Source organism: Kitasatospora sp. NPDC059088, from assembly GCF_042738155.1.
GTDB lineage: Bacteria > Actinomycetota > Actinomycetes > Streptomycetales > Streptomycetaceae > Kitasatospora.
Map to the genome: position 1 here is coordinate 23,725 of NZ_JBHYGR010000011.1, position 20,080 is coordinate 43,804.

Annotated in this window: 16 protein-coding genes; 13 read left to right on the plus strand and 3 right to left on the minus strand. The window is 73.7% G+C overall.

The window, feature by feature from the left end; genetic code table 11:
• Positions 1 to 447 precede the first annotated feature (447 nt).
• From lpdA to ACFWXO_RS07620, 3 genes are all read left to right on the plus strand, one after another.
• Positions 448 to 1,836, plus strand: coding sequence for a dihydrolipoyl dehydrogenase (gene lpdA / locus ACFWXO_RS07610; RefSeq protein WP_375892573.1), 1,389 nt, complete (start codon positions 448 to 450; stop codon positions 1,834 to 1,836).
• A 75-nt stretch (positions 1,837 to 1,911) separates the two neighbouring features.
• Positions 1,912 to 3,684: a 2-oxoglutarate dehydrogenase, E2 component, dihydrolipoamide succinyltransferase gene (sucB, locus tag ACFWXO_RS07615; protein WP_380522741.1), complete on the plus strand. Its 1,773-nt coding sequence runs from the start codon at positions 1,912 to 1,914 to the stop codon at positions 3,682 to 3,684.
• Positions 3,685 to 3,822: 138 nt separating this feature from the next.
• Positions 3,823 to 4,338 carry a DUF4240 domain-containing protein gene (locus ACFWXO_RS07620; RefSeq protein ID WP_380522785.1) on the plus strand — a complete coding sequence of 172 codons (516 nt, stop codon included), beginning with the start codon at positions 3,823 to 3,825 and terminating at the stop codon, positions 4,336 to 4,338.
• A 37-nt stretch (positions 4,339 to 4,375) separates the two neighbouring features.
• Here ACFWXO_RS07620 and ACFWXO_RS07625 read toward each other — a convergent pair whose 3' ends face one another.
• A complete protein-coding gene (locus ACFWXO_RS07625; protein WP_380522742.1) occupies positions 4,376 to 5,464 on the minus strand; it encodes a DUF2510 domain-containing protein in 1,089 nt (362 codons plus the stop codon).
• 109 nt (positions 5,465 to 5,573) lie between these two features.
• Positions 5,574 to 6,074, minus strand: coding sequence for a GNAT family N-acetyltransferase (locus ACFWXO_RS07630; protein ID WP_375892580.1), 501 nt, complete (start codon positions 6,072 to 6,074; stop codon positions 5,574 to 5,576).
• Positions 6,075 to 6,139: 65 nt separating this feature from the next.
• On the opposite strand from ACFWXO_RS07630, the gene ACFWXO_RS07635 reads away from it, so the two are divergent.
• The 3 genes from ACFWXO_RS07635 (at position 6,140) to ACFWXO_RS07645 (ending at position 10,080) form a co-directional block, all read left to right on the plus strand.
• Positions 6,140 to 7,045 (plus strand): TIGR01777 family oxidoreductase, encoded by a 906-nt coding sequence (locus ACFWXO_RS07635; RefSeq protein WP_380522743.1) that lies wholly within the window; start codon positions 6,140 to 6,142, stop codon positions 7,043 to 7,045.
• 345 nt (positions 7,046 to 7,390) lie between these two features.
• Positions 7,391 to 8,722: an NAD(P)/FAD-dependent oxidoreductase gene (locus tag ACFWXO_RS07640; protein WP_380522744.1), complete on the plus strand. Its 1,332-nt coding sequence runs from the start codon at positions 7,391 to 7,393 to the stop codon at positions 8,720 to 8,722.
• Between the two features lie 137 nt (positions 8,723 to 8,859).
• Positions 8,860 to 10,080 carry a cation:proton antiporter gene (locus ACFWXO_RS07645; protein WP_380522745.1) on the plus strand — a complete coding sequence of 407 codons (1,221 nt, stop codon included), beginning with the start codon at positions 8,860 to 8,862 and terminating at the stop codon, positions 10,078 to 10,080.
• A 28-nt stretch (positions 10,081 to 10,108) separates the two neighbouring features.
• Here ACFWXO_RS07645 and ACFWXO_RS07650 read toward each other — a convergent pair whose 3' ends face one another.
• The gene (locus tag ACFWXO_RS07650) at positions 10,109 to 12,010 is read right to left on the minus strand and encodes a regulator (RefSeq protein ID WP_375892588.1); all 1,902 of its coding nucleotides are present in this window, start codon (positions 12,008 to 12,010) and stop codon (positions 10,109 to 10,111) included.
• A gap of 310 nt (positions 12,011 to 12,320) precedes the next feature.
• Here ACFWXO_RS07650 and ACFWXO_RS07655 point away from each other — a divergent pair, with 310 nt between their 5' ends.
• From ACFWXO_RS07655 to ACFWXO_RS07685, 7 genes are all read left to right on the plus strand, one after another.
• Positions 12,321 to 13,082, plus strand: coding sequence for a 3-hydroxybutyrate dehydrogenase (locus ACFWXO_RS07655; RefSeq protein WP_375892590.1), 762 nt, complete (start codon positions 12,321 to 12,323; stop codon positions 13,080 to 13,082).
• 147 nt (positions 13,083 to 13,229) lie between these two features.
• A complete protein-coding gene (locus ACFWXO_RS07660) occupies positions 13,230 to 14,585 on the plus strand; it encodes an MFS transporter (protein WP_380522746.1) in 1,356 nt (451 codons plus the stop codon).
• Positions 14,586 to 14,786: 201 nt separating this feature from the next.
• Positions 14,787 to 16,706: a helix-turn-helix domain-containing protein gene (locus ACFWXO_RS07665; RefSeq protein ID WP_380522747.1), complete on the plus strand. Its 1,920-nt coding sequence runs from the start codon at positions 14,787 to 14,789 to the stop codon at positions 16,704 to 16,706.
• 131 nt (positions 16,707 to 16,837) lie between these two features.
• Positions 16,838 to 17,620, plus strand: coding sequence for a lipoyl(octanoyl) transferase LipB (gene lipB, locus ACFWXO_RS07670; protein ID WP_375892690.1), 783 nt, complete (start codon positions 16,838 to 16,840; stop codon positions 17,618 to 17,620).
• Between the two features lie 154 nt (positions 17,621 to 17,774).
• The gene (gene lipA / locus ACFWXO_RS07675) at positions 17,775 to 18,728 is read left to right on the plus strand and encodes a lipoyl synthase (protein ID WP_375892596.1); all 954 of its coding nucleotides are present in this window, start codon (positions 17,775 to 17,777) and stop codon (positions 18,726 to 18,728) included.
• A gap of 222 nt (positions 18,729 to 18,950) precedes the next feature.
• Entirely contained in the window at positions 18,951 to 19,157 is a 207-nt protein-coding gene (locus ACFWXO_RS07680; RefSeq protein WP_375892598.1) for a hypothetical protein, read from the plus strand.
• A 108-nt stretch (positions 19,158 to 19,265) separates the two neighbouring features.
• Positions 19,266 to 19,955 carry a DUF4191 domain-containing protein gene (locus ACFWXO_RS07685; protein ID WP_375892599.1) on the plus strand — a complete coding sequence of 230 codons (690 nt, stop codon included), beginning with the start codon at positions 19,266 to 19,268 and terminating at the stop codon, positions 19,953 to 19,955.
• Positions 19,956 to 20,080 lie beyond the last annotated feature (125 nt).

Below are 20,080 nucleotides of genomic sequence, written 5' to 3' on the forward strand. Positions count from 1 at the left end.
GTTTGGTTTTTGTTTTGTTTTCTGTCGCGGTGTGAGACGCGCTCCGCCACCCGGGGGGGGGGGGGGGGCGGGGGGCGGGCGGCCCCCCCCCCCGGCCCGCGTTCCCGCACGGGTTACCTGCGAGTAGGACCGGACACCCCACCGCACCTCTGTTCGCCACGGGCGAAACTTTGTTCCGCACTGCGGAAGAGGTGGCGCCGAAGCGGGCGGAAGACGCCCGTCCGGCGGCTGTCAACAAGGCCTTGAGCTGCGATGATGCCCTTCCGTCGGGGGTGTTCCCGCCCCGGTGACCACTCCGTGGGACACCCCTGGGGTGGACCCGGACATCAGCCACCGCGAACAAGTGCGAAGATGTATTTCCGGCACGACTGGGCGCCTCACAAAGGCTTCCGACCCACCGGACCGCGACCGGCCCGGCGACCCACCCCATTGCATGGAGGACGTGACGTGGCGAACGACGCCAGCACCGTTTTCGACGTAGTCATTCTCGGAGGCGGAAGCGGCGGTTACGCCGCGGCGCTCCGCGCCGCTCAGCTGGGTCTGAGCGTCGCCCTGGTCGAGAAGGGCGAGCTGGGCGGCACCTGCCTGCACCGCGGCTGCATCCCGACCAAGGCCCTGCTGCACGCGGCCGAGATCGCGGACGAGACGAAGGAGGCCGCCGAGTTCGGCGTGCTGGCCACCTTCCAGGGCATCGACATCAACGGCGTCCACAAGTACAAGGACGACGTCATCGCCGGCCTGTACAAGGGCCTCCAGGGCCTGGTGGCCTCGCGCAAGGTCACCTTCATCCAGGGCGCGGGCAAGCTCTCCTCGCAGACCTCGGTCGACGTGAACGGCCAGCGCATCGAGGGCCGCCACATCGTCCTCGCCACCGGTTCGGTGCCGCGCTCGATCCCGGGCCTGGAGATCGACGGCAACCGCGTGATCTCCTCGGACCACGCCCTCAAGCTCGACCGGATCCCGAAGTCCGTCGTCATCCTCGGCGGCGGCGTCATCGGCGTCGAGTTCGCCTCGGTCTGGAAGTCCTTCGGCGTCGAGGTCACCATCGTCGAGGCGCTGCCGCACCTCGTCCCGCTGGAGGACGAGAACTCCTCCAAGCTGCTGGAGCGCGCCTTCCGCAAGCGCGGCATCAAGTTCGAGCTCAAGGCCCGCTTCTCGGGCGTCGAGTACACCGAGTCCGGTGTCCGCGTCTCCACCGAGAACGGCAAGCAGATCGACGCCGACCTGCTGCTCGTCGCCATCGGCCGCGGCCCGGTCTCGGCCGGCCTCGGCTACGAGGAGAACGGCGTCGCGATGGACCGCGGCTACGTCCTGGTCGACGAGTACATGCGCACCAACGTGCCCACCATCTCCGCCGTCGGCGACCTCGCCCCGACCCTGCAGCTGGCCCACGTCGGCTTCGCCGAGGGCATCCTGGTCGCCGAGCGCCTGGCCGGCCTCAAGCCGGTGCCGATCGACTACGACGGCGTCCCGCGCGTGACCTACTCCAACCCGGAGGTCGCCTCCGTCGGCATCTCCGAGGCCAAGGCCGTCGAGATGTACGGCAAGGAGAAGGTCGTCACCCTCAAGTACAACCTGGCCGGCAACGGCAAGAGCAAGATCCTGAAGACCGCCGGCGAGATCAAGCTCGTCCAGGTCAAGGACGGCGCCGTGGTCGGCGTCCACATGGTCGGCGCCCGCATGGGCGAGCAGGTCGGCGAAGCCCAGCTCATCTACAACTGGGAGGCCCTGCCGGCCGAGGTCGCGCAGCTGATCCACGCGCACCCGACCCAGTCCGAGGCCCTGGGCGAGGCGCACCTGGCGCTGGCCGGCAAGCCGCTGCACGCGCACGACTGATCGCGCCCACCACCCCCCGTTTCCGGTACTTCCCGTACTTCCCGTACGCAAGACTTGATAGGAGTCGCTGAAACCATGGCGGTCTCAGTAACACTGCCCGCGCTGGGCGAGAGCGTTTCCGAGGGCACTGTCACCCGCTGGCTCAAGGCCGAGGGTGAGCGTGTCGAGGTCGACGAGCCGCTGCTCGAGGTCTCCACCGACAAGGTCGACACCGAGATCCCGGCCCCGGCTTCCGGCATCCTCTCCTCGATCAAGGTCGGCGAGGACGAGACCGTCGAGGTCGGCGCCGAGCTGGCGATCATCGACGACGGCACCGGTGCCCCGGCCGCCGCCCCGGCCCCCGTGGTCGAGGCCGCGCCGGTCGCCGCGCCGGCTCCCGTGGCCGCTCCGGCCCCGGTCGCCGAGGCCCCGGCTGCTCCGGCTGCCGCTCCGGCTGCTCCGGCTGCTCCGGCCGGCGACGCCACCCCGGTGCTGCTGCCCGCGCTGGGCGAGTCGGTCACCGAGGGCACCGTCACCCGTTGGCTCAAGGCCGAGGGTGAGACGGTCGAGGTCGACGAGCCGCTGCTCGAGGTCTCCACCGACAAGGTCGACACCGAGATCCCGTCGCCGGTCGCCGGCGTCGTCGTCAAGATCCTGGTCGCCGAGGACGAGACCGCCGAGGTCGGCGCCCAGCTCGCGCTGATCGGTGCCCCGGGTGCCGCCGCTGCCGCTCCGGCCCCGGTTGCCGCCCCGGCTCCGGCTCCCGTTGCCGCTCCGGCTCCGGTTGCCGCCCCGGCCCCGGTTGCCCCGGCCGCCCCGGTCGCCGCTCCGGCCCCGGTTGCCCCGGCCGCCCCGGTCGCCGCTCCGGCTCCCGTCGCCGCCCCGGCTCCGGTCGCCGCCCCGGCCCCCGTCGCCGCTCCGGCCGCCCCGGTGGCCGACGCCGGTGACGCCTACGTCACCCCGCTGGTGCGCAAGCTCGCCGCCGAGCACGGCGTCGCGCTGTCCTCCGTCGCCGGCACCGGCGTCGGCGGCCGCATCCGCAAGCAGGACGTCATCGCCGCCGCGGAGGCCGCCAAGGCCGCCCCGGCCCCGGTCGCCGCCGCCGCTCCGGCCGCCGCTGCGCCGAAGGCCGTCTCCGCTCCGTCCGCCCTGCGCGGCCAGACGGTCAAGATGACCCGCATGCGCAAGGTCATCGGCGACAACATGATGAAGGCCCTGCACGAGCAGGCCCAGCTGACCAGCGTGGTCGAGGTGGACGTCACCAAGATCATGTCGCTGCGCGCCAAGGCCAAGGAGGGCTTCCTGGCCCGCGAGGGCGTCAAGCTCTCCCCGATGCCGTTCTTCGTGAAGGCCGCCGCCCAGGCGCTCAAGGTCCACGCGGTCGTCAACGCGCGGATCAACGACGCCGAGGGCACCATCACCTACTTCGACACCGAGAACATCGGCATCGCGGTGGACTCCGAGAAGGGTCTGATGACCCCGGTCATCAAGGGTGCGGGCGACCTCAACATCGCCGGCATCTCGAAGAAGACCGCCGAGCTGGCCACCAAGGTCCGCGACAGCAAGATCACCCCGGACGAGCTGTCCGGCGCCACTTTCACGATCAGCAACACCGGTTCGCGCGGTGCCCTGTTCGACACCGTGATCGTGCCGCCGAACCAGGCCGCCATCCTGGGCATCGGTGCCACCGTCAAGCGCCCGGTGGTCATCGAGGCCGACGGCGGCACCGCCATCGGCATCCGTGACATGACCTACCTGTCGCTCTCCTACGACCACCGCCTGGTGGACGGCGCCGACGCCGCCCGCTACCTGGTCGCGGTCAAGGAGATCCTGGAGGCCGGCGAGTTCGAGGTCGAGCTCGGCCTGTAAGGCAGCGCGACCGCAGCACGGTCGTACGGAGCCCCGTGTCGTCCCCGGACGGCGCGGGGCTCCGCCGCTTCCCGGGATGCGGTTCCCGCCGGGTCATGGCATGCGTGGAGACGACGGAAAAGGGATGCTTGAGCGGTGATGGACGAGACGGACTTCTGGCAGATCATCGACGACACCTGGGAGGCCGCCGACGGCGATCCCGACGAACAGGCCGAGCGGCTGGTGGAGCGCCTCGTCCAGCTGACCCCCGACGACGTGATCGACTTCGGTCGGCTGTTCGAGGCCCGGTTCCAGCGCGCCTACCGCTACGACCTGTGGGGGGCGGCCCACCTGCTGCTGGACGGCGCCTCGGAGGACACCTTCGACTACTTCCGCTGCTGGCTGATCGGCCAGGGCCGGGAGGTCTTCGAGGGCGGGCTGGTCGAACCGGACGACCTGGCGGACCTGCTGCCCGAGTTCGACGAGGAGGAGGACGGCGAGGCCGAGGACCTCGGCTTCGCCGCCGACGAGGCGTACGAGCAGCTGACCGGCCTGCCGCTGCCCGAGGTGGGCGGGCGGCAGGCGGGACGGCCGACCGGGGCGTTCCTGGACTTCGACGACCCGGACGTGATGGCGAAGCGCTTCCCCAAGCTCTGGGAGCGGTACGGGGATTAGGGCGTGTCCGACACCCCCTGCGGGGTGTCGCGTCGGATCAGGTGCTGCTGCCGGCGGAGCCGTCCTGCTTGATGCCCTTGAGGATCTGGTCCAGCACCGCGGGGTCCGGCGCGGCCGGGTCGTCGTCCACGCCGCCCTCGAAGATCACGTAGCCGCCGCCCTTGGCCGGGACGGCGGCCAGCAGGACGTAGCCCTGGGTGCCGTCCGAGGTGCCGACGTGCCAGCGGGTGGCGTAGCCGAGCACACCGGCGACGGAGACGTAGCCGGAACCGGAGTCGGTGTGCGAGGTGATCCCGGAGAAGATCGTCCCGGCGTAGGTCGGCATCGCCGCGTCGGCGGCCCCCTTGGGGGTGTCGCCCTGGACGGTGTCCTTCTCGATCGAGAACTGGCCGCGGATGCAGGAGTTGCCGTCGGCGCAGGAGTAGCGGCCACTGCCGAGGTAGACGGTGGAGTGCGCGGAGTTGGTCGCCGCGTCCCAGCCGTCGAGGACCGGGACGGTGATCGCGTGCTGCGGGTCCGGGACGGTGCTCTTGACCGACGGGACGGGCTTGGGGGCGGGCGCGCTCCGGGTCGGGGTGGGGCTCGGCGTGGGGCCGTCGCTCTGGGTGACGGTGACCGTGGGGTTGGGGGTCGGGTCGGCCTTGGTGTTCCCGCCGCCGCTGAGCGTGAGCCCGGCGATGATCCCGCCGACGACCAGCACCGCGACCGAGATGCCGACGATCACGCCGGTGCGGTTCTTCGCGGGGGCGGGCGGCGGGTAGCCGTAGCCGGCGCCCGGGTAGGCCTCCTGGCCGGGGTGGGCCGGCTGGCCCGGGTACTGCTGCGGGCCGCCGTACGGGCCCTGGCCGGGGTAGCCGTAGCCGGGCGACTGGACCGCGTCCTGCGCCGGGTAGCCGTAGCCGGGGGCGGGTGAGCCGCTCTGCGCGGGGTAGCCGTAGCCGGCCTGCGGCGGCTGCGCGGCGGGGGGCTGCCAGCCCTGGGTCGGGGCGTCGGCGAGCTGGCCGCCGGGGGCCTGGAGCGGCCGGACCTCGGCGGTCCAGGCGTTGCCGTCCCACCAGCGCTCGTGACCGGGGGTGCCGTCCGCACCCGGGACCGGGTACCACCCGGGAGGCGTCGAGTTGCTCACGGGCGTACGGTACCCGGCGCCGCGCCGCTCCAGACAGGCAGGTACGTCACGACTGCGCGGCAACTGTTCTGACGGATCGTCAGGCGGCAGGGGTGACGGTACGGGCGGCTCAGCCGGTCAGTCGGCGGGCCATCCACACGTCGTCCACGTACTGCCCGTCGATCAGGAACTCCTCGGCCAGCGTGCCCTCGACCGTGAAGCCGCAGCTCTCGTACAGCCGGCGGGCCGGGGCGTTCCAGCCGAGCACCCGGAGGGTCAGCTTGCGGGCGCCGAGGGCCCGGGCGTGCTCGCAGGCCGCCTCGACCAGCCGTCGGCCGATGCCCCGGCCGCGCACCGTGCCGTCGACGGCCAGGCCCTGGATCTGCCGGACGTGCCGGTTGACGGCCAGCGGGGTCGCCTGGACCTGGCGGACGTAGCCGACGATCCGGCCGTCCAGGACGGCGAGCAGGAACTGGTCGGGGGTGTGGCCCTCGTCGAAGACCCGCTTCCCGACGGGCGGCTCGGGGGCGACGTCGGAGAGGGTGGACCAGGCGGCTCGGTCGAGCTCGGCGAGCCCGCGCTCGTCCTCGGGGCGGGCCGGGCGGATGATCAGATCGTCTTCGCGGGTCATGCCGCGTGATGCTACTGGGGCGCGTGCGAAGGGTGACAGGCGATAAGTCCTGCGAGGATGGGTCCATGCGCATCGCTGTCACGGGCTCCACGGGATTGATCGGCTCGGCCCTCGTCCGCTCCCTGCTGGCGGACGGCCACGAGGTGGTCCGGCTGGTCCGGCACCGCTCCAGGACGGGGCCGCAGCCCGACGGGAGCACCGCGATCGGCTGGAACCCACTGCTCGGCGAGGTCGACCGGGACGGGCTCGCCGGGGTCGACGCCGCGGTGCACCTGGCCGGCGCCGGGGTCGGCGACCGCCGCTGGACGGACTCCTACAAGCGGGAGATCCGGGAGAGCCGGGTGTACGGCACCGAGACGCTGGCGGTGGCGCTCGCGGAGCTGGCGCAGCCGCCGCGGGTGCTGGTCAGCGCCTCCGCGGTCGGCTGGTACGGGCAGACCGGCGACCGGGTGATCGACGAGGACTTCCCCGCCGGGGACGACTTCCTGGCCGAGGTGTGCGTGGCGTGGGAGGCGGCCGCCCGGCCCGCCGAGCGGGCCGGGATCCGGGTCGTCCACCCGCGCACCGGCATGGTGCTGTCCGCCGCGGGCGGCGCGGGCGGGCGGCTGTTCCCCCTGTTCAAGCTGGGCCTGGGCGGGCGGCTCGGCAGCGGCGGGCAGTACTGGAGCTACGTCTCGCTGGCCGACGAGGTGGCCGCGCTGCGGTTCCTGATCGACCGGGAGGACCTCTCCGGCGCCTTCAACCTCACCGCGCCGGAGCCGGCCACCAACGCCGAGCTGACCGCGGCGCTCGGGCGGGCGCTCGGGCGGCCGACGCCGTTCCCGGTGCCGGAGGCGGTGTTGAAGGCCGTGCTCGGGGAGCTGGCGGTCGAGGTGGTCGGGAGCCACCGGGTGGTGCCGCGGCGGCTCTTGGACGCGGGCTTCCGGTTCGCGCACCCGGATCCGGACTCGGCGGTGCGGGCGGCGCTGTGACCCCTCGTTCTGCGTAGGCCCGCTACGGCATTCGCCCTGGCCAGGGGCATATGCCGGGCGGGGTCGGACGGGGCTCCGGGAGGGGGCGCACGGGAGCACACGACGGGCGCGTTGCACGCCCCCGGTGACCGTGCGCGCCCGCCGACCCGGTAACCCGGCCGCCACGGCGCACTGTCCGTGACCGCGCCCCCGCCCGGCGCCGCACGACCCCTCCCGACCCCCGCATCCGGTCCACCGCACCGGTCTGATGCTCACACTGACTGGGCATCACCTTCCACGGACCGTGTCCCGGCACCCCGCTGCCTGCGTCGGCCGGAGCCCCGGGACCAGGGAGGGAGCACTCCAGTGCCCACGTACGACTTCACCCGCCGCGCCCGCCGCCCGTCCGACCCGGACGTCGTCGTGGTCGGCGCCGGACTCGCGGGCCTGGCCGCCGCCCGCGCGCTCACCGGCCAAGGCCTCACCGTCCAGGTCCTGGAGACCACCGACCGGATCGGCGGCCGGATGGCCACCCGCGAGCTCGACGGCTTCCGCCTCGACGACGGCAGCCACCTGCTCAACACCGCCTACCCGGAGCTGCGCCGGGCGCTCGACCTCGACCGCCTGGACCTGCGCCCGCTCGCGCCCGGCGTACTCGTGCACAGCGCCGGCCGCCGCTACCGCGCCGGGGACCCCCAGCTCACCGCCGCCCGGCAGGCCGCCCTCCGGGCCCCGCTCGGCAGCCCGCTGGACAAGGCCCGCCTCGGCAGCTGGCTGGGCCGGATCGCCACCACCCCCGCCGCCCGGCTGCAGGCCCGCCCGGAGACCACCGCCGCCCGCGCACTGGCCGGCCACGGCCTCGCCCCGCGCACCGTCGACGGCTTCCTGCGCCCGCTGCTCAGCGCCCTGCTCGGCGACCCGGCCCTCGGCACCAGCAGCCGGATCGCCGACCTGGTGCTGCGCTCGTACGCCCGCGGCCGACTCTGTCTGCCCGCCGACGGGATCGCGGCCGTGCCCGCCCAGCTGGCCGCCGCGCTGCCCGCCGGCACCGTGCGGACCGGGGTGCAGGTCACCTCGATCGGCGCCGACGGCGTGGAGACCCTCGCGCACGGGCGGATCGGCGCCCAGGCCGTGGTGGTCGCCACCGACGCCCGCTCCGCGGCCGAGCTGCTGCCGGGGCTCCGGCTGCCCGACTTCCACCCCGTCACCACCTTCTTCCACGCGGCCGACCGCGCCCCGCTCGCCGAGGCCGTGCTGCTGCTGGACGCCGACCGGCCGAACGGACACCCGCCGCTGGTCTCGCACTCGCTGGTGCTCAGCGAGCTGCACCCGTCCTACGCCCCGGCCGGGCAGGCGCTGGTCGCCACCACCGTGCTCGGCCGGCGCTCCTTCGACGCGGGCGGTCCGGCCGGGCTGGAACCGGCCGTCCGCGCCCGGCTCGCCGAGTTGTACGGCGCCTCGACGGCGGACTGGCAGTTCCTCAGCGTGCGGCACGTCCCGGACGCGCTGCCCGCGATGCCGCCGCCGCACAACCCCCGCCGCCCGGTGCGGCTGCTGGCCGGGCTGTACGTCGCCGGGGACCACCGGGACACCAGCACCGTGCAGGGCGCGCTGGTGTCCGGGCGGCGGGCGGCGCGGGCGGTGCTCGGCGACCTCGGGCTGCCGGCCGGGGCGCGGGAGGCCGAGGCGGCGGCCTGAGGCCGGTACCGCGGGGGCGCGGACACGCCAGCGGTCTGCCGGGGTGACAGACCGACGCGTGCCAGGATGCCTCGCATGACCGTTCTGATCACTCATCGGATGGTTCCAACGGTTTCGGCCGCCGGGCCGGCCGCCCGGTGAGCGCCTCCGCCCAGCCGGTGGCGCTGATCCTGATCCCCGCCGCAGCCGTCGCCGCACCGCTGCTCGCCGACCGGCTGCTGCGGTGGATCGCCGTACCGACCGTGGTGTTCGAGATCGTGCTCGGCGTGCTGATCGGCCCGTCCGTCCTGGACTGGGCGCACGTCGACGACCTGGTGAACGCGCTGTCCCAGTTCGGCCTGGCCATACTGATGTTCCTCGCCGGGTACGAGATCGACTTCGCCAAACTGCGCGGTGGCCCGCTGAAACGGGCGGGCACCGCGTGGCTGGTCTCGCTCGTCCTGGCCCTCGGCGTCGGCGCCCTGGTCAACCGGGACCCGTGGGACGGCGCCTTCGCCGGGCTGGTGCTCACCACCACCGCGCTCGGCACGATCCTGCCGATCCTCCGCGACTCCGGCGAACTGCCCACCCCCTTCGGCTCGTTGGTGATGGCCACCGGTGCGGTCGGGGAGTTCGGGCCGATCATCGCGATCGCCGTGCTGCTCAGCGGCAACTCGCCCGCCCGGACCGCGGTCATCCTCGGCGCCTTCGCGGTGATCACCGCCGTCGCCGTGCTCGGCGCCCGCCGGCCGCGCCCGGCCTGGGCCACCCGGCTGATCGAGCGGACCCTGCGCACCTCCGGGCAGTTCGCGATCCGGGCGGTGATCCTGGTGCTCGCCGTCATGGTCGCGGCCGCGCTCTGGCTCGACCTGGACATGCTGCTCGGCGCCTTCACCGCCGGGATCGTCTCCCGGCTGCTGCTCTCCGACATCCGCCGGGCCGAGGAGGAGGTGATCGAGGCCAAGCTGGAGAGCATCGGCTTCGGCTTCCTGGTGCCGATCTTCTTCGTGGTCAGCGGGATGAACTTCGACCTGGACGCGCTGCTGGACGACCCCGGCACCCTGTTGCTCGTCCCGGTGTTCCTGCTGCTGTTCCTCGCCGTACGCGGCCTGCCGGCCGGGCTGCTCGCCCCGGCCGGGCTCGGCGGGCGCGACCGTGCCGCGCTCGGGCTCTACGCGTCGACGGCGCTGCCGCTGGTCGTGGTGATCACTACGATCGAGGTGGAGGCCGGACACCTGCCCTCCTCGACGGCGGCGGCGCTGGTCGGCGCCGGGATGCTGTCGGTCCTGGTGTTCCCGCTGGTGGCCCAGCGGGTGCGGGGCGGGCGGCGGGCGGCCGCCGACCCCGAGCGGCCGAGGGTCCGGGCCGAGAGCTGGTGAGCTCCCGGCCCTCGCACGGCCGGTTCCGTCAGATCACGCCCGCCTGGCGGGCCGTCTCCTCGAAGGCCCGGGCCACCTGGCTGCCCCGGTACGGGGTGAGGCGGCGGTGGAAGTCCCGGACGTACTCCAGCGAGCGGGCCGAGCGCATCTCCCCCGCCGCCCGCAGCGCGTCGGTGGCCATGGTGCAGGCCTCGTCGAGATCCCCCATGCCGAGCCGGGCGGTGGCGAGCACCAGCCGGCAGAAGATCCGGCTGCGCGCGTAGGCGGGCGAGCGCAGCCGCAGCGACTTCTCGGCGTGCTGCGCGCAGGTGCGCCACTGCTGGAGGTCGCGGTAGCAGTGGGCGAACTCGTCGGAGAGCTGGGCCTCGTCGAAGTACCGCGCCCAGGAGGGCAGTTCGTCGCCGGTACGGGAGGCCGCGAGCGACCGCTCGGCCCGGACCAGCGCGGTGGTGCAGGAGCGGACGTCGCCCAGCAGGCCGTGGCCCCGGGCCTCGGCGGCGTGCATCAGCGACTGGACCACCGGCGGGACGGCGGTGCCGACGCCCTGCTGGGCGACCCGGGCGAGCTGGACGGCCTCCCGGCCGTGGCCCAGGTGGACGGCCTGCTGGCTCATCGTCACCAGCACGTAGCCGCCGAGCGCGCGGTCCCCGGCGGCCTGGGAGAGGCGCAGCGCCTGGACGAAGTAGCGCTGGGCGAGGCCGTGCGCGGCGATGTCGAAGGACGTCCAGCCGGCCAGCCTGGTGAGGTCGGCGACGGCTCCGAACAGGGCGCGGCCGATCTGCTCGCCGTAGCGGCCGCGCAGCATCGGCTCGGCCTCGCTCTCCAGGTAGCGGACCAGCGCCTGGCGGGCGTGGCCGCCGCCGTAGGCGTGGTCGAGCGCGCGGAAGAGGTCCCCGACGGCGCGGATGGCGGCGATGTCGCCGCGGCCGACCCGCAGGGCGGGGCGGGCCTCCCGGGTCGGGTCGGTGTACGGCGGTTCGACGGCGGCGGGCGGGCGGCGGCTCTGGGTGGGCACCCGGCCGATGGTGGCGGCGGTGCCGGTGGTTCCGGCGGTGCTGCGGGCGCCCGGGGCGCCGGCGGGCTGGGTGCGCGCCGGGCCCGCGACGGGTGCGCCGGGCACGTTCGACGCCGGTGCGCCGGGGGCGGTGCCGGGCGGACCGGTGGCGGTGTCCGGGCGGGTCAGCGTGGAGCCGTCCCGGGCGACCCGTTCGTCGGTGCGGCCGATCAGCCAGTCCCGGCTGGGGACGACCAGGCCGGCCGGGGTGAAGGCGATCCGGCGCAGTTCGGACTGCGGGCCGTTGTCCTTGCGCCACATGCTCGCCACGATGTCCACCGCCTCCTGCGGGGTCTCGGCGAACTCCAGGCCCGCGTAGACCGGGGCGCAGGCGTCCAGGCCGAGGTCCTGGGCGGTGAGGCGGCGGCCGAGGCGGCGGGTGAAGACCTCGGCGATCAGCGCCGGGGTGGCGCCGCGGGGTTGCTGGCCGCGCAGCCAGCGGGTGACCGAGGTCTTGTCGTAGCGCAGGTCGAGGCCGTGCTCCAGGCCGAGCTGGTCGACCCGGCGGGCCAGGCCCGCGTGCGAGAAGCCGGCCTCCTCGATCAGGGCGGCGAGTTGGCCGTTCTGCGGCGTCGGGCCGGAGTGGCCGGTGTGGCTGCCGTGGCCGCTGGTGGTCGCTGGGGCGGCGGGCGCGGCGGTGGCTTCGTGCCGGGCGGGTGTGGCCTGCACGGGCAGTCGCAGTTCCTCGGCGGTCGGGGCGTCGGCGGTCATCGGGTCAGCGGTCAGCGTGTCGGCGGTCAGCGGTTCAGCGGTCAGCGTGTCGGCGGTCAGGGCGTCGGGCGCGTCCGGAAGGGCCCGGCCGACCGGGCCTCGGCGCTGGCCGAGCGGGTCGAGCGGTCCGTACGCCGGGCTGTCGGTTGCAGGCCGTTGGGACATGTCAGTCAACACCTCTCGGACGTCGCACCGGGCTCCACCAGCAGTTCGGCTCGCCCGGGGCGGCGCCCCCTGTCGGGAATCGGCGTGAATGTAGCGAGCATTCGGGCGCTATGGGTGGATCTGACCGACCAATCCTCCGAACGGGTGAAGCAAGCGCGCCCATTGTGGGGAAGCGGGGCCAGGGCGGGTTTGGCCGTACGGGGGCGAACCGTCAACCGGCGTCGGTGGTGGTCGACGCCATGACAGGCCGCGGTGCTGTGTCGGCCCGCCACATGGGAGCGGCGACGCCGGATTCCTACCGTTCTCGGCCATGGACACCTCTACTGCCCGCCCGCTCGACGGCCGCACGGCCCTGGTCACCGGAGCCGCCTCGGGCATCGGCCGGGCCTGCGCCGAAGCCCTCGCCGGAGCCGGCGCCCGGGTCTACGTCGTCGACCTCGCGGCCGGCCCGGCCCGGGAGCTCGCGGACCGGATCGGCGGGCGCGCGATCGTCGCCGACCTCGCCGATCCCGAGGCCGTGGACGCCCTGCCCGCCGACGCCGACGTCGTGGTCAACAACGCCGGCCTGCAACACGTCGCACCCGTCCACGAGTTCCCGGTCGAACGCTTCACCCTCATCCAACGCGTCATGGTCGAGGCCCCGTTCCGGATCCTGCGCCGCACCCTCCCGCACATGTACGAGCGGGGGTGGGGCCGGATCGTCAACGTCTCCTCCGTCCACGGCCTGCGCGCCAGCGCCTTCAAGTCCGCGTACGTCACGGCCAAGCACGGCCTGGAGGGCCTCAGCAAGACCGTCGCCCTGGAGGGCGCCCCGTACGGGGTCACCAGCAACTGCCTCAACCCCGGGTATGTCCGAACTCCCCTGGTGGAGAAGCAGATCGCCGCCCAGGCGCTGGCCCACGGCATCCCCGAGGAGGAGGTGGTCGAGCGGATCATGCTCGACCGGACCGCCGTCAAGCGGCTCATCGAACCCGAGGAGGTCGCCCAACTCGCCCTCTGGCTCTGCTCCCCCGCCGCCGCCTACGTCACCGGCGCCAGCCTGCCGATCGACGGCGGCTGGACGGCGCACTGAGCCGGTGCCGGCACCGACAACGGTCATGGGGCGGAGGGCCACAGCGGGCCGACGGGCTGTGTGGGTCGACCACATGGGCCGCCGGGCGCGGGCTCCCTACCTTGTGGCGACATCGTCCCCGTCCCCCTGGACCTGGAAGTGGTGACCATGAACGCCCCCGCACGTGGCACGGCGGCTACCAGTTCACTCCCGCGAGTGGTGGCCGCGAGTCTGATCGGCACGACGATCGAGTGGTACGACTACTTCTTGTACGGAACGGCCGCGGCGCTGGTCTTCGGGAAGCTGTTCTTCCCCAACACCGACCCGCTGACCGGGACCCTGCTGTCGTTCCTGACGTACGCGATCGGGTTCGCGGCACGGCCGGTCGGAGCGCTGGTGTTCGGTCACTTCGGCGACCGGATCGGCCGGAAGAGACTGCTGGTGGTGAGCCTGCTGCTGATGGGCGGATCGACCACCGCGATCGGGTTGCTGCCGACCTACGACTCGATCGGGGCGGCGGCGCCGGTGCTGCTGACCGCGCTGCGGCTGGTGCAGGGCTTCGCGCTCGGCGGCGAGTGGGGCGGGGCGGTGCTGCTGGTGTCGGAGCACGGGGACCGGCGGCGGCGGGGGTTCTGGGCGTCGTGGCCGCAGGGCGGGGCGCCCGCCGGGAACCTGCTGGCGGCGGGCGTGCTGTCGCTGATGACGGCGGTGCAGTCGGAGAGCGCGTTCCTGGCGTGGGGGTGGCGGGTGCCGTTCCTGCTGTCGGCGGTGCTGGTCGGCGTCGGGATGTGGATCCGGCTGGCGGTGGAGGAGTCGCCGCTGTTCCGGGAGGCGGTCGCGAACCGCCCGGAGGCCGAACAGGCGCCGCTGGTGGGGGTGTTGCGCAACCACTGGCGGGAGGTGCTGGTGGCCATGGGCGCGCGGATGGCGGAGAACATCTCGTACTACGTGATGACCACCTTTGTGCTGACGTACGCCGTCACCCACGCCCACTTCGACAAGCAGAGCGCGCTGAACGCCGTACTGATCGGCTCCGCGATCCAGTTCGCGCTGATCCCGCTGTTCGGCGCGCTGTCCGACCGGGTCGGGCGCAAACCGGTGTACCTGGTGGGCGCGGTCGGCGTCGGGGCCTGGGCGTTCGTGTTCTTCGGGCTGGTGGACACCCACTCGTTCGGGCAGCTGGTCCTCGCGGTGACGGTCGGCCTGGTGTTCCACAGCGCCATGTACGCCCCGCAGGCGGCCTTCTTCTCCGAGCTGTTCGCGACCCGGCTGCGCTACTCGGGGGCCTCCATCGGCGCCCAGTTCGCCTCGGTGGCGGCCGGCGCGCCGGCGCCGCTGATCGCGACCGCGCTGCTCAAGGACTACGGCAGCGCCACCCCCGTCTCGGTGTACGTGGCGATCGCGGCGGCGGTCACCGTCCTGGCGGTGCTGTGCGCGCGGGAGACCAGGGGGCAGGACCTGGCGGAGGTCGCGGTGGAGGCGTCGCCGGACGGTGCGGCGGTCGGGAAGCCCGCCGTGGCCTGAACGCGGCGGCCTGGGGACGCGGTGGCCCGGACGCGGTGGCCTAGCGCGGTGGCATGGACGCGGTGGCTGAGCGCGGTGGCCTGAACGCGGTGGCACGGACGGAATGGCCTGGACGGCGAGCCGATAGCATCGCGATTCCTCGGCACCGACGGAACCGACGCCGATTGGCGGCCCGCACCATGAACCACCCCGGATGACCGGATGAACCGCCCCGACGAGAGCGCCGCGCCCGCGCTGCGACGGCTGCTCGACCTGCTCGCCTCCGGCTCCGCCACCGAGGACTTCGCCGAGGTGCTGGCCGACGCCCGCCGCCGCGGGGCGCCGGCCGGCGTCCTCGCCGAGATCGACGACGCCACCTGGCAGGCCCTGCGGGTGCACCGCACCCTGCGTCAGCACCGGCGCCGGGAAGCCGAGTTGACGGCACTGTTCGACACCGCCGGAGACCTCGCCGCGTCCCGGGACCTGGACACCGTGCTGCAGGCCATCGTCCGCCGCGCCCGGATGCTGCTCGGCACCGACACCGCCTACCTGACCCTGCCGGACGAGGCCGCCGGCGACACCTACATGCGGGTCACCGACGGCTCGGTCTCCGTCCTGTTCCAGACCCTGCGACTCAGCCTCGGCGACGGCCTCGGCGGGCTGGTCGCCCAGACCGCCCGCCCCTACGCCACCCCCGACTACCGCGCCGACGAGCGCTTCCACCACACCGGCACGATCGACGCGGGCGTGCTGGACGAGGGCCTGGTGGCGATCATCGGCGTACCGCTGCTGCTCGGCGGCGACGTCATCGGCGTCCTGTTCGCCGCCGACCGCTCGCCGCGCGCCTTCTCCCCCGACGAGGTCGCGCTGCTCTGCACCCTGGCCGCGCACGCCGCGATCGCCCTGGACACCGCCGCGGCGCTGGCCGACACCCGGGCCGCGCTGGCCGAACTCAACGCCGCCAACGAGCTGGTCCGGGCCCACTCCGCCGCCGTCCAGCGCGCCGAGCAGGCCCACGACCGGCTGACCGACCTGGTGCTGCGCGGCGCCGAGGTGTCGGACGTGGCCGCCGCCGTCGCCCACCTGCTGGACGGGGAGACGACCGTCCTGGACGCCGAGGGCGAACCGCTCGCCGGACCGCCCGCCGCCGCGGCCGAACTCGCCGACGCGGTGGCCGCCTCCCGGGCCGAGGGCCGGTCCGTACGGCACGACGGGCTCTGGGTGTGCGCGGTGCTGGCCGGGCACGACCTGCTCGGCACCCTGGTGCTGCGCGGCCGGCCCGACCTGGACGACCCCGACCGGCGGCTGTTCGAACGGGCCGGCGTGGTGACCGCGCTGGTCCTGCTGCTGCGCCGCTCGGTCGCGGAGACCGAGAACCGGGTCCGCGGCGAACTGCTCACCGACCTGCTCACCGCCCCCGACCGCGACCCGGCCGGGCTCACCGCCCGCGGCCGCCGGCTCGGGGTCGACCTCGCCCGGCCGCACCTGGCGCTGGCCGCCGAACCCGCCGACCGCGACGGCGACGACCGGGGGCGACTGGCCGGCGCGGCGCGGCGGTACCTGTTCGGCTCCCGCGGCGTCAGCGCCGAGCACGGCGAGGCGGTCGCACTGCTGGTGCCCGTCGCCCCGGGCTGCGCCGAGGACCCGGAGCAGACCGCCCGGCGGGCCGCCGAACGGCTGGCCCGGCTGGCGGGCTTCGCCGTCACCGTCGGCGCCGGCCGCCCCGCCGCCGGCCCGGCCGCCCTGGCCGCCTCGTACGACGAGGGCCTGCGCTGCGTACGGGCCCTGCGGGTGCTCGGCCGCGCCGGGGAGGGCGCCTCGGCCGGCGCGCTCGGCTTCCTCGGGGTGCTGCTCGGCGACGGCCACGACGTGGACGGCTTCGTCGGCGGCGCGCTCGGCCCGCTGCTCGCCTACGACGCCAAGCGCGGCACCGAGCTGGTCCGCACCCTGCGCGCCTACTTCGACTGCGGCGGCAGCCTGACCAGGGCCAAGGACGAGCTGCACGTCCACGTGAACACGGTGGTCCAGCGGCTGGACCGGGTCGAGGCACTGCTCGGCGCGGGCTGGAACCAGCCGGAGCGGTCGCTGGAGCTGCAGCTGGCGCTGCGCCTGCAACTGCTGGCCGGGGGTGGTGGCGGCTGACGGGGGGGGTGCCGGGGCGGGTGGGGGCGCGGCCGAACGGGTGACGCGGGCGTGGGCGTACAGTGGCGAGGTTGGTCTCGAACGCCTGGCAAGGAGCGGCAGCGGTGAGCGAGAACGTACGTTTCGTTCGAATGGGCATAGGCGAGCACGTCGTCCCGTACGAGGAGGCGTGGGAGGAACAGCAGCGGCTGCACGCGCTGCGGGTCGCGGACGAGATCCCCGACACCGTGCTGCTGCTGGAGCACCCGCCCGTCTACACCATGGGCAAGCGCACCAACCCCGCCGACCTGCCGCTGGACGGCACCCCGGTGGTCGAGGTCAACCGGGGCGGCGAGATCACCTGGCACGGCCCCGGCCAGCTGGTCGGCTACCCGATCGTCAAGCTGCCCGACCCGATCGACGTGATCGCCTACGTCCGCCGGCTGGAGGAGGCGCTGATCCGCGCCGCCGCCGACTTCGGCATCGGAACCACCCGGGTCGAGGGCCGCAGCGGGGTCTGGGTGCTCGGCGAGAACATTCCGGACGCCGTGGTGGACCCGGCCGAGGTGGTCGACATCGGCAAGCTGACCCTGCGGATGGGCCTGCCGCTGGGCATCGACCCGCGACTGGCCGGGCCCGAGTACGCGCCGTCCAACGCCGGGCAGCGCGGCGGCGACCGCAAGCTCGCCGCGATCGGCGTGCGGGTCGCCCGCGGGGTGACCATGCACGGCTTCGCGCTCAACTGCGATCCGGAGATGACGTACTTCGACAAGATCGTGCCGTGCGGCATCCGGGACGCGGGCGTCGCCTCGCTGGCCGGCGAGCTGGGCCGGGACTTCCCGGTGAGCGAGGCGCTGCCGTCGGTCGAACGGCACCTCCAGGCCGTCTTCGCCGAGCTGCCGGAGCCGGCGCTCAGTCGCTCGCTCAGCGGCTGAAGTCTTCCGGGAGCACGCCGGGCTCCCCCCAGTCACTGGGAATCTACTGGCCGGTAGCCGTGTTGCCCTGCGATTGCAGGGCGGCAGGCCCGGCGAAGGCCGTACAACCACAGGCGTACCCTGGGGGTACCCCGTCTAGTTCTAGGAGTCGCACGTGTCCGCTGTCGCGCCCGACGGCAGGAAGCTGCTCCGCCTGGAGGTCCGCAACAGCGAGACCCCCATCGAGCGGAAGCCCGAGTGGATCAAGACCCGCGCGAAGATGGGGCCGGAGTACAACGCCCTCCAGTCGCTGGTGAAGAAGGAGGGACTGCACACGGTCTGCCAGGAGGCCGGCTGTCCCAACATCTTCGAGTGCTGGGAGGACCGCGAGGCAACCTTCCTCATCGGCGGTGACCAGTGCACCCGCCGCTGCGACTTCTGCCAGATCGACACCGGCAAGCCCGCCGAGTTCGACCGCGACGAGCCGCGCCGGGTCGCCGAGTCCATCGTCACCATGGACCTCAACTACGCCACCATCACCGGCGTCGCCCGCGACGACCTGGAGGACGGCGGCGCCTGGCTGTACGCCGAGACCGTCCGCCAGGTGCACGCGATGACCGCCGAGCGCGCGACCGGCCGCACCGGCGTCGAGCTGCTCATCCCCGACTTCAACGCGGTGCCCGAGCAGCTGGCCGAGGTCTTCTCCTCCCGCCCCGAGGTGCTCGCCCACAACGTCGAGACCGTGCCGCGCATCTTCAAGCGGATCCGCCCGGCCTTCCGCTACGAGCGCTCCCTGGACGTCATCACCCAGGCCCGCGCCGCCGGACTGGTCACCAAGTCCAACCTGATCCTGGGCATGGGCGAGACCCGCGAGGAGGTCAGCCAGGCGCTGGCCGACCTGGTCGGGGCCGGCTGCGAGCTGATCACCATCACCCAGTACCTGCGGCCCTCGCTGCGCCACCACCCGGTGGAGCGCTGGGTCAAGCCCCAGGAGTTCGTCGAGCTCCAGGAGGAGGCCGAGGAGCTGGGCTTCGCCGGCGTCATGTCGGGCCCGCTGGTGCGCTCCTCGTACCGGGCCGGGCGGCTGTACCGGCAGGCGCTGGAGAAGCGCGAGCAGGCCGCGGTCTGACCTCGCGGTCCGACCTCGCCGTCGGCCCCGGGCCGTTCGAGCTGCTCGAGCTGTTTGATCTGTTTGATTTGTTTGCGCCATCGGAAGGGCGGAGCCTCGGCTCCGCCCTTCCGGGTTTCACCGCGCTTTGACTGCCTGGTCACGGGCTGGTAACACGGGGTGGGGACGATGGACGCCTGGTGGGCGTTCGATTCTTCTCAGCCACGAGAGGAGCTGTTCGGCATGCGGATGCGGATCCGGTCGGTGGGGGTGGCGCTGCGGTTCGCCGAGAGCGTCCTGCTGGCCCCCGGCCAGCGGCACGCGCGGCGCAACGCCTGGGCGGCGGTGTGCGAGGACCGTCGGCACGCGGCGGACCGTCGGCACGACGGCCCGCCGGGCGGGGCGGCCGGGGTGGGCGGCGCGACGGGGGCGCGCTCCGCGGGACGGTGAGTCCGGCCGTCGCTGTGCGCGACGGCGTGTGGGCGGACGGGTCACGGTTCGGGCGAACGGGTACCCGGGCTTGGATATCCCGTACCCGTGCCACGTACCATGAGCGTTATGGCGAGGGAAACATCCGAGAACCCCGGACGGCTGAAGCAGATCCGTCTGGCGTACACCATGACCAAGAAGGTCGACACCAAGATCGGCCTGATCATCGCCGGCGTCGGCCTGCTGACCTTCGGCGTGTTCCTCGCCATCGGCTTCGCGATCGACCACCCCGTCTATCTGGGCATCCTGGGCTTCATCGTGGCCGTCCTGGCCATGGCGATCGTCTTCGGGCGCCGGGCCGAACGCGCCGCGTTCGGGCAGATGGAGGGGCAGCCGGGCGCCGTAGCTGCGGTGCTGAACAACATCCGGCGCGGCTGGAGCTCCAACTCCACCCCGGTCGCGGTCACCCGCAGCCAGGACGCGGTCTATCGCGCCGTCGGCCGGGCCGGCATCGCGCTGATCGGCGAGGGCAACCCCAACCGGGTGCGCCAGCTGCTGGCCTCCGAGAAGAAGAAGATGGCCCGCGTGGTCGGTGACATCCCGGTGCACGACATCGTGGTGGGCACCGGCGAGGGCGAGATCCCGCTCAAGAAGCTGCAGATCCACCTGATGCGGCTGCCCCGCGCGATCACCGCCGCCCAGGTCACCGAGACCAACGACCGTCTGCGCGCGCTGGGCGACCTGCTCTCCAAGGCGCCGATCCCCAAGGGCCCGATGCCCAAGGGTGCCCGGATGCCCAAGGGCGGCCAGGCCCGCTGACCTCCCCTCCGCTGACAACGCGGAACGGCCCCCCCCCCGGAACACCCGGGGGGGGGCCGTGGACCTTTTACGGGTGGAACACACAGGGTTACGGCTTATAGCCCACAAACAGGGGGGCCCGGGGT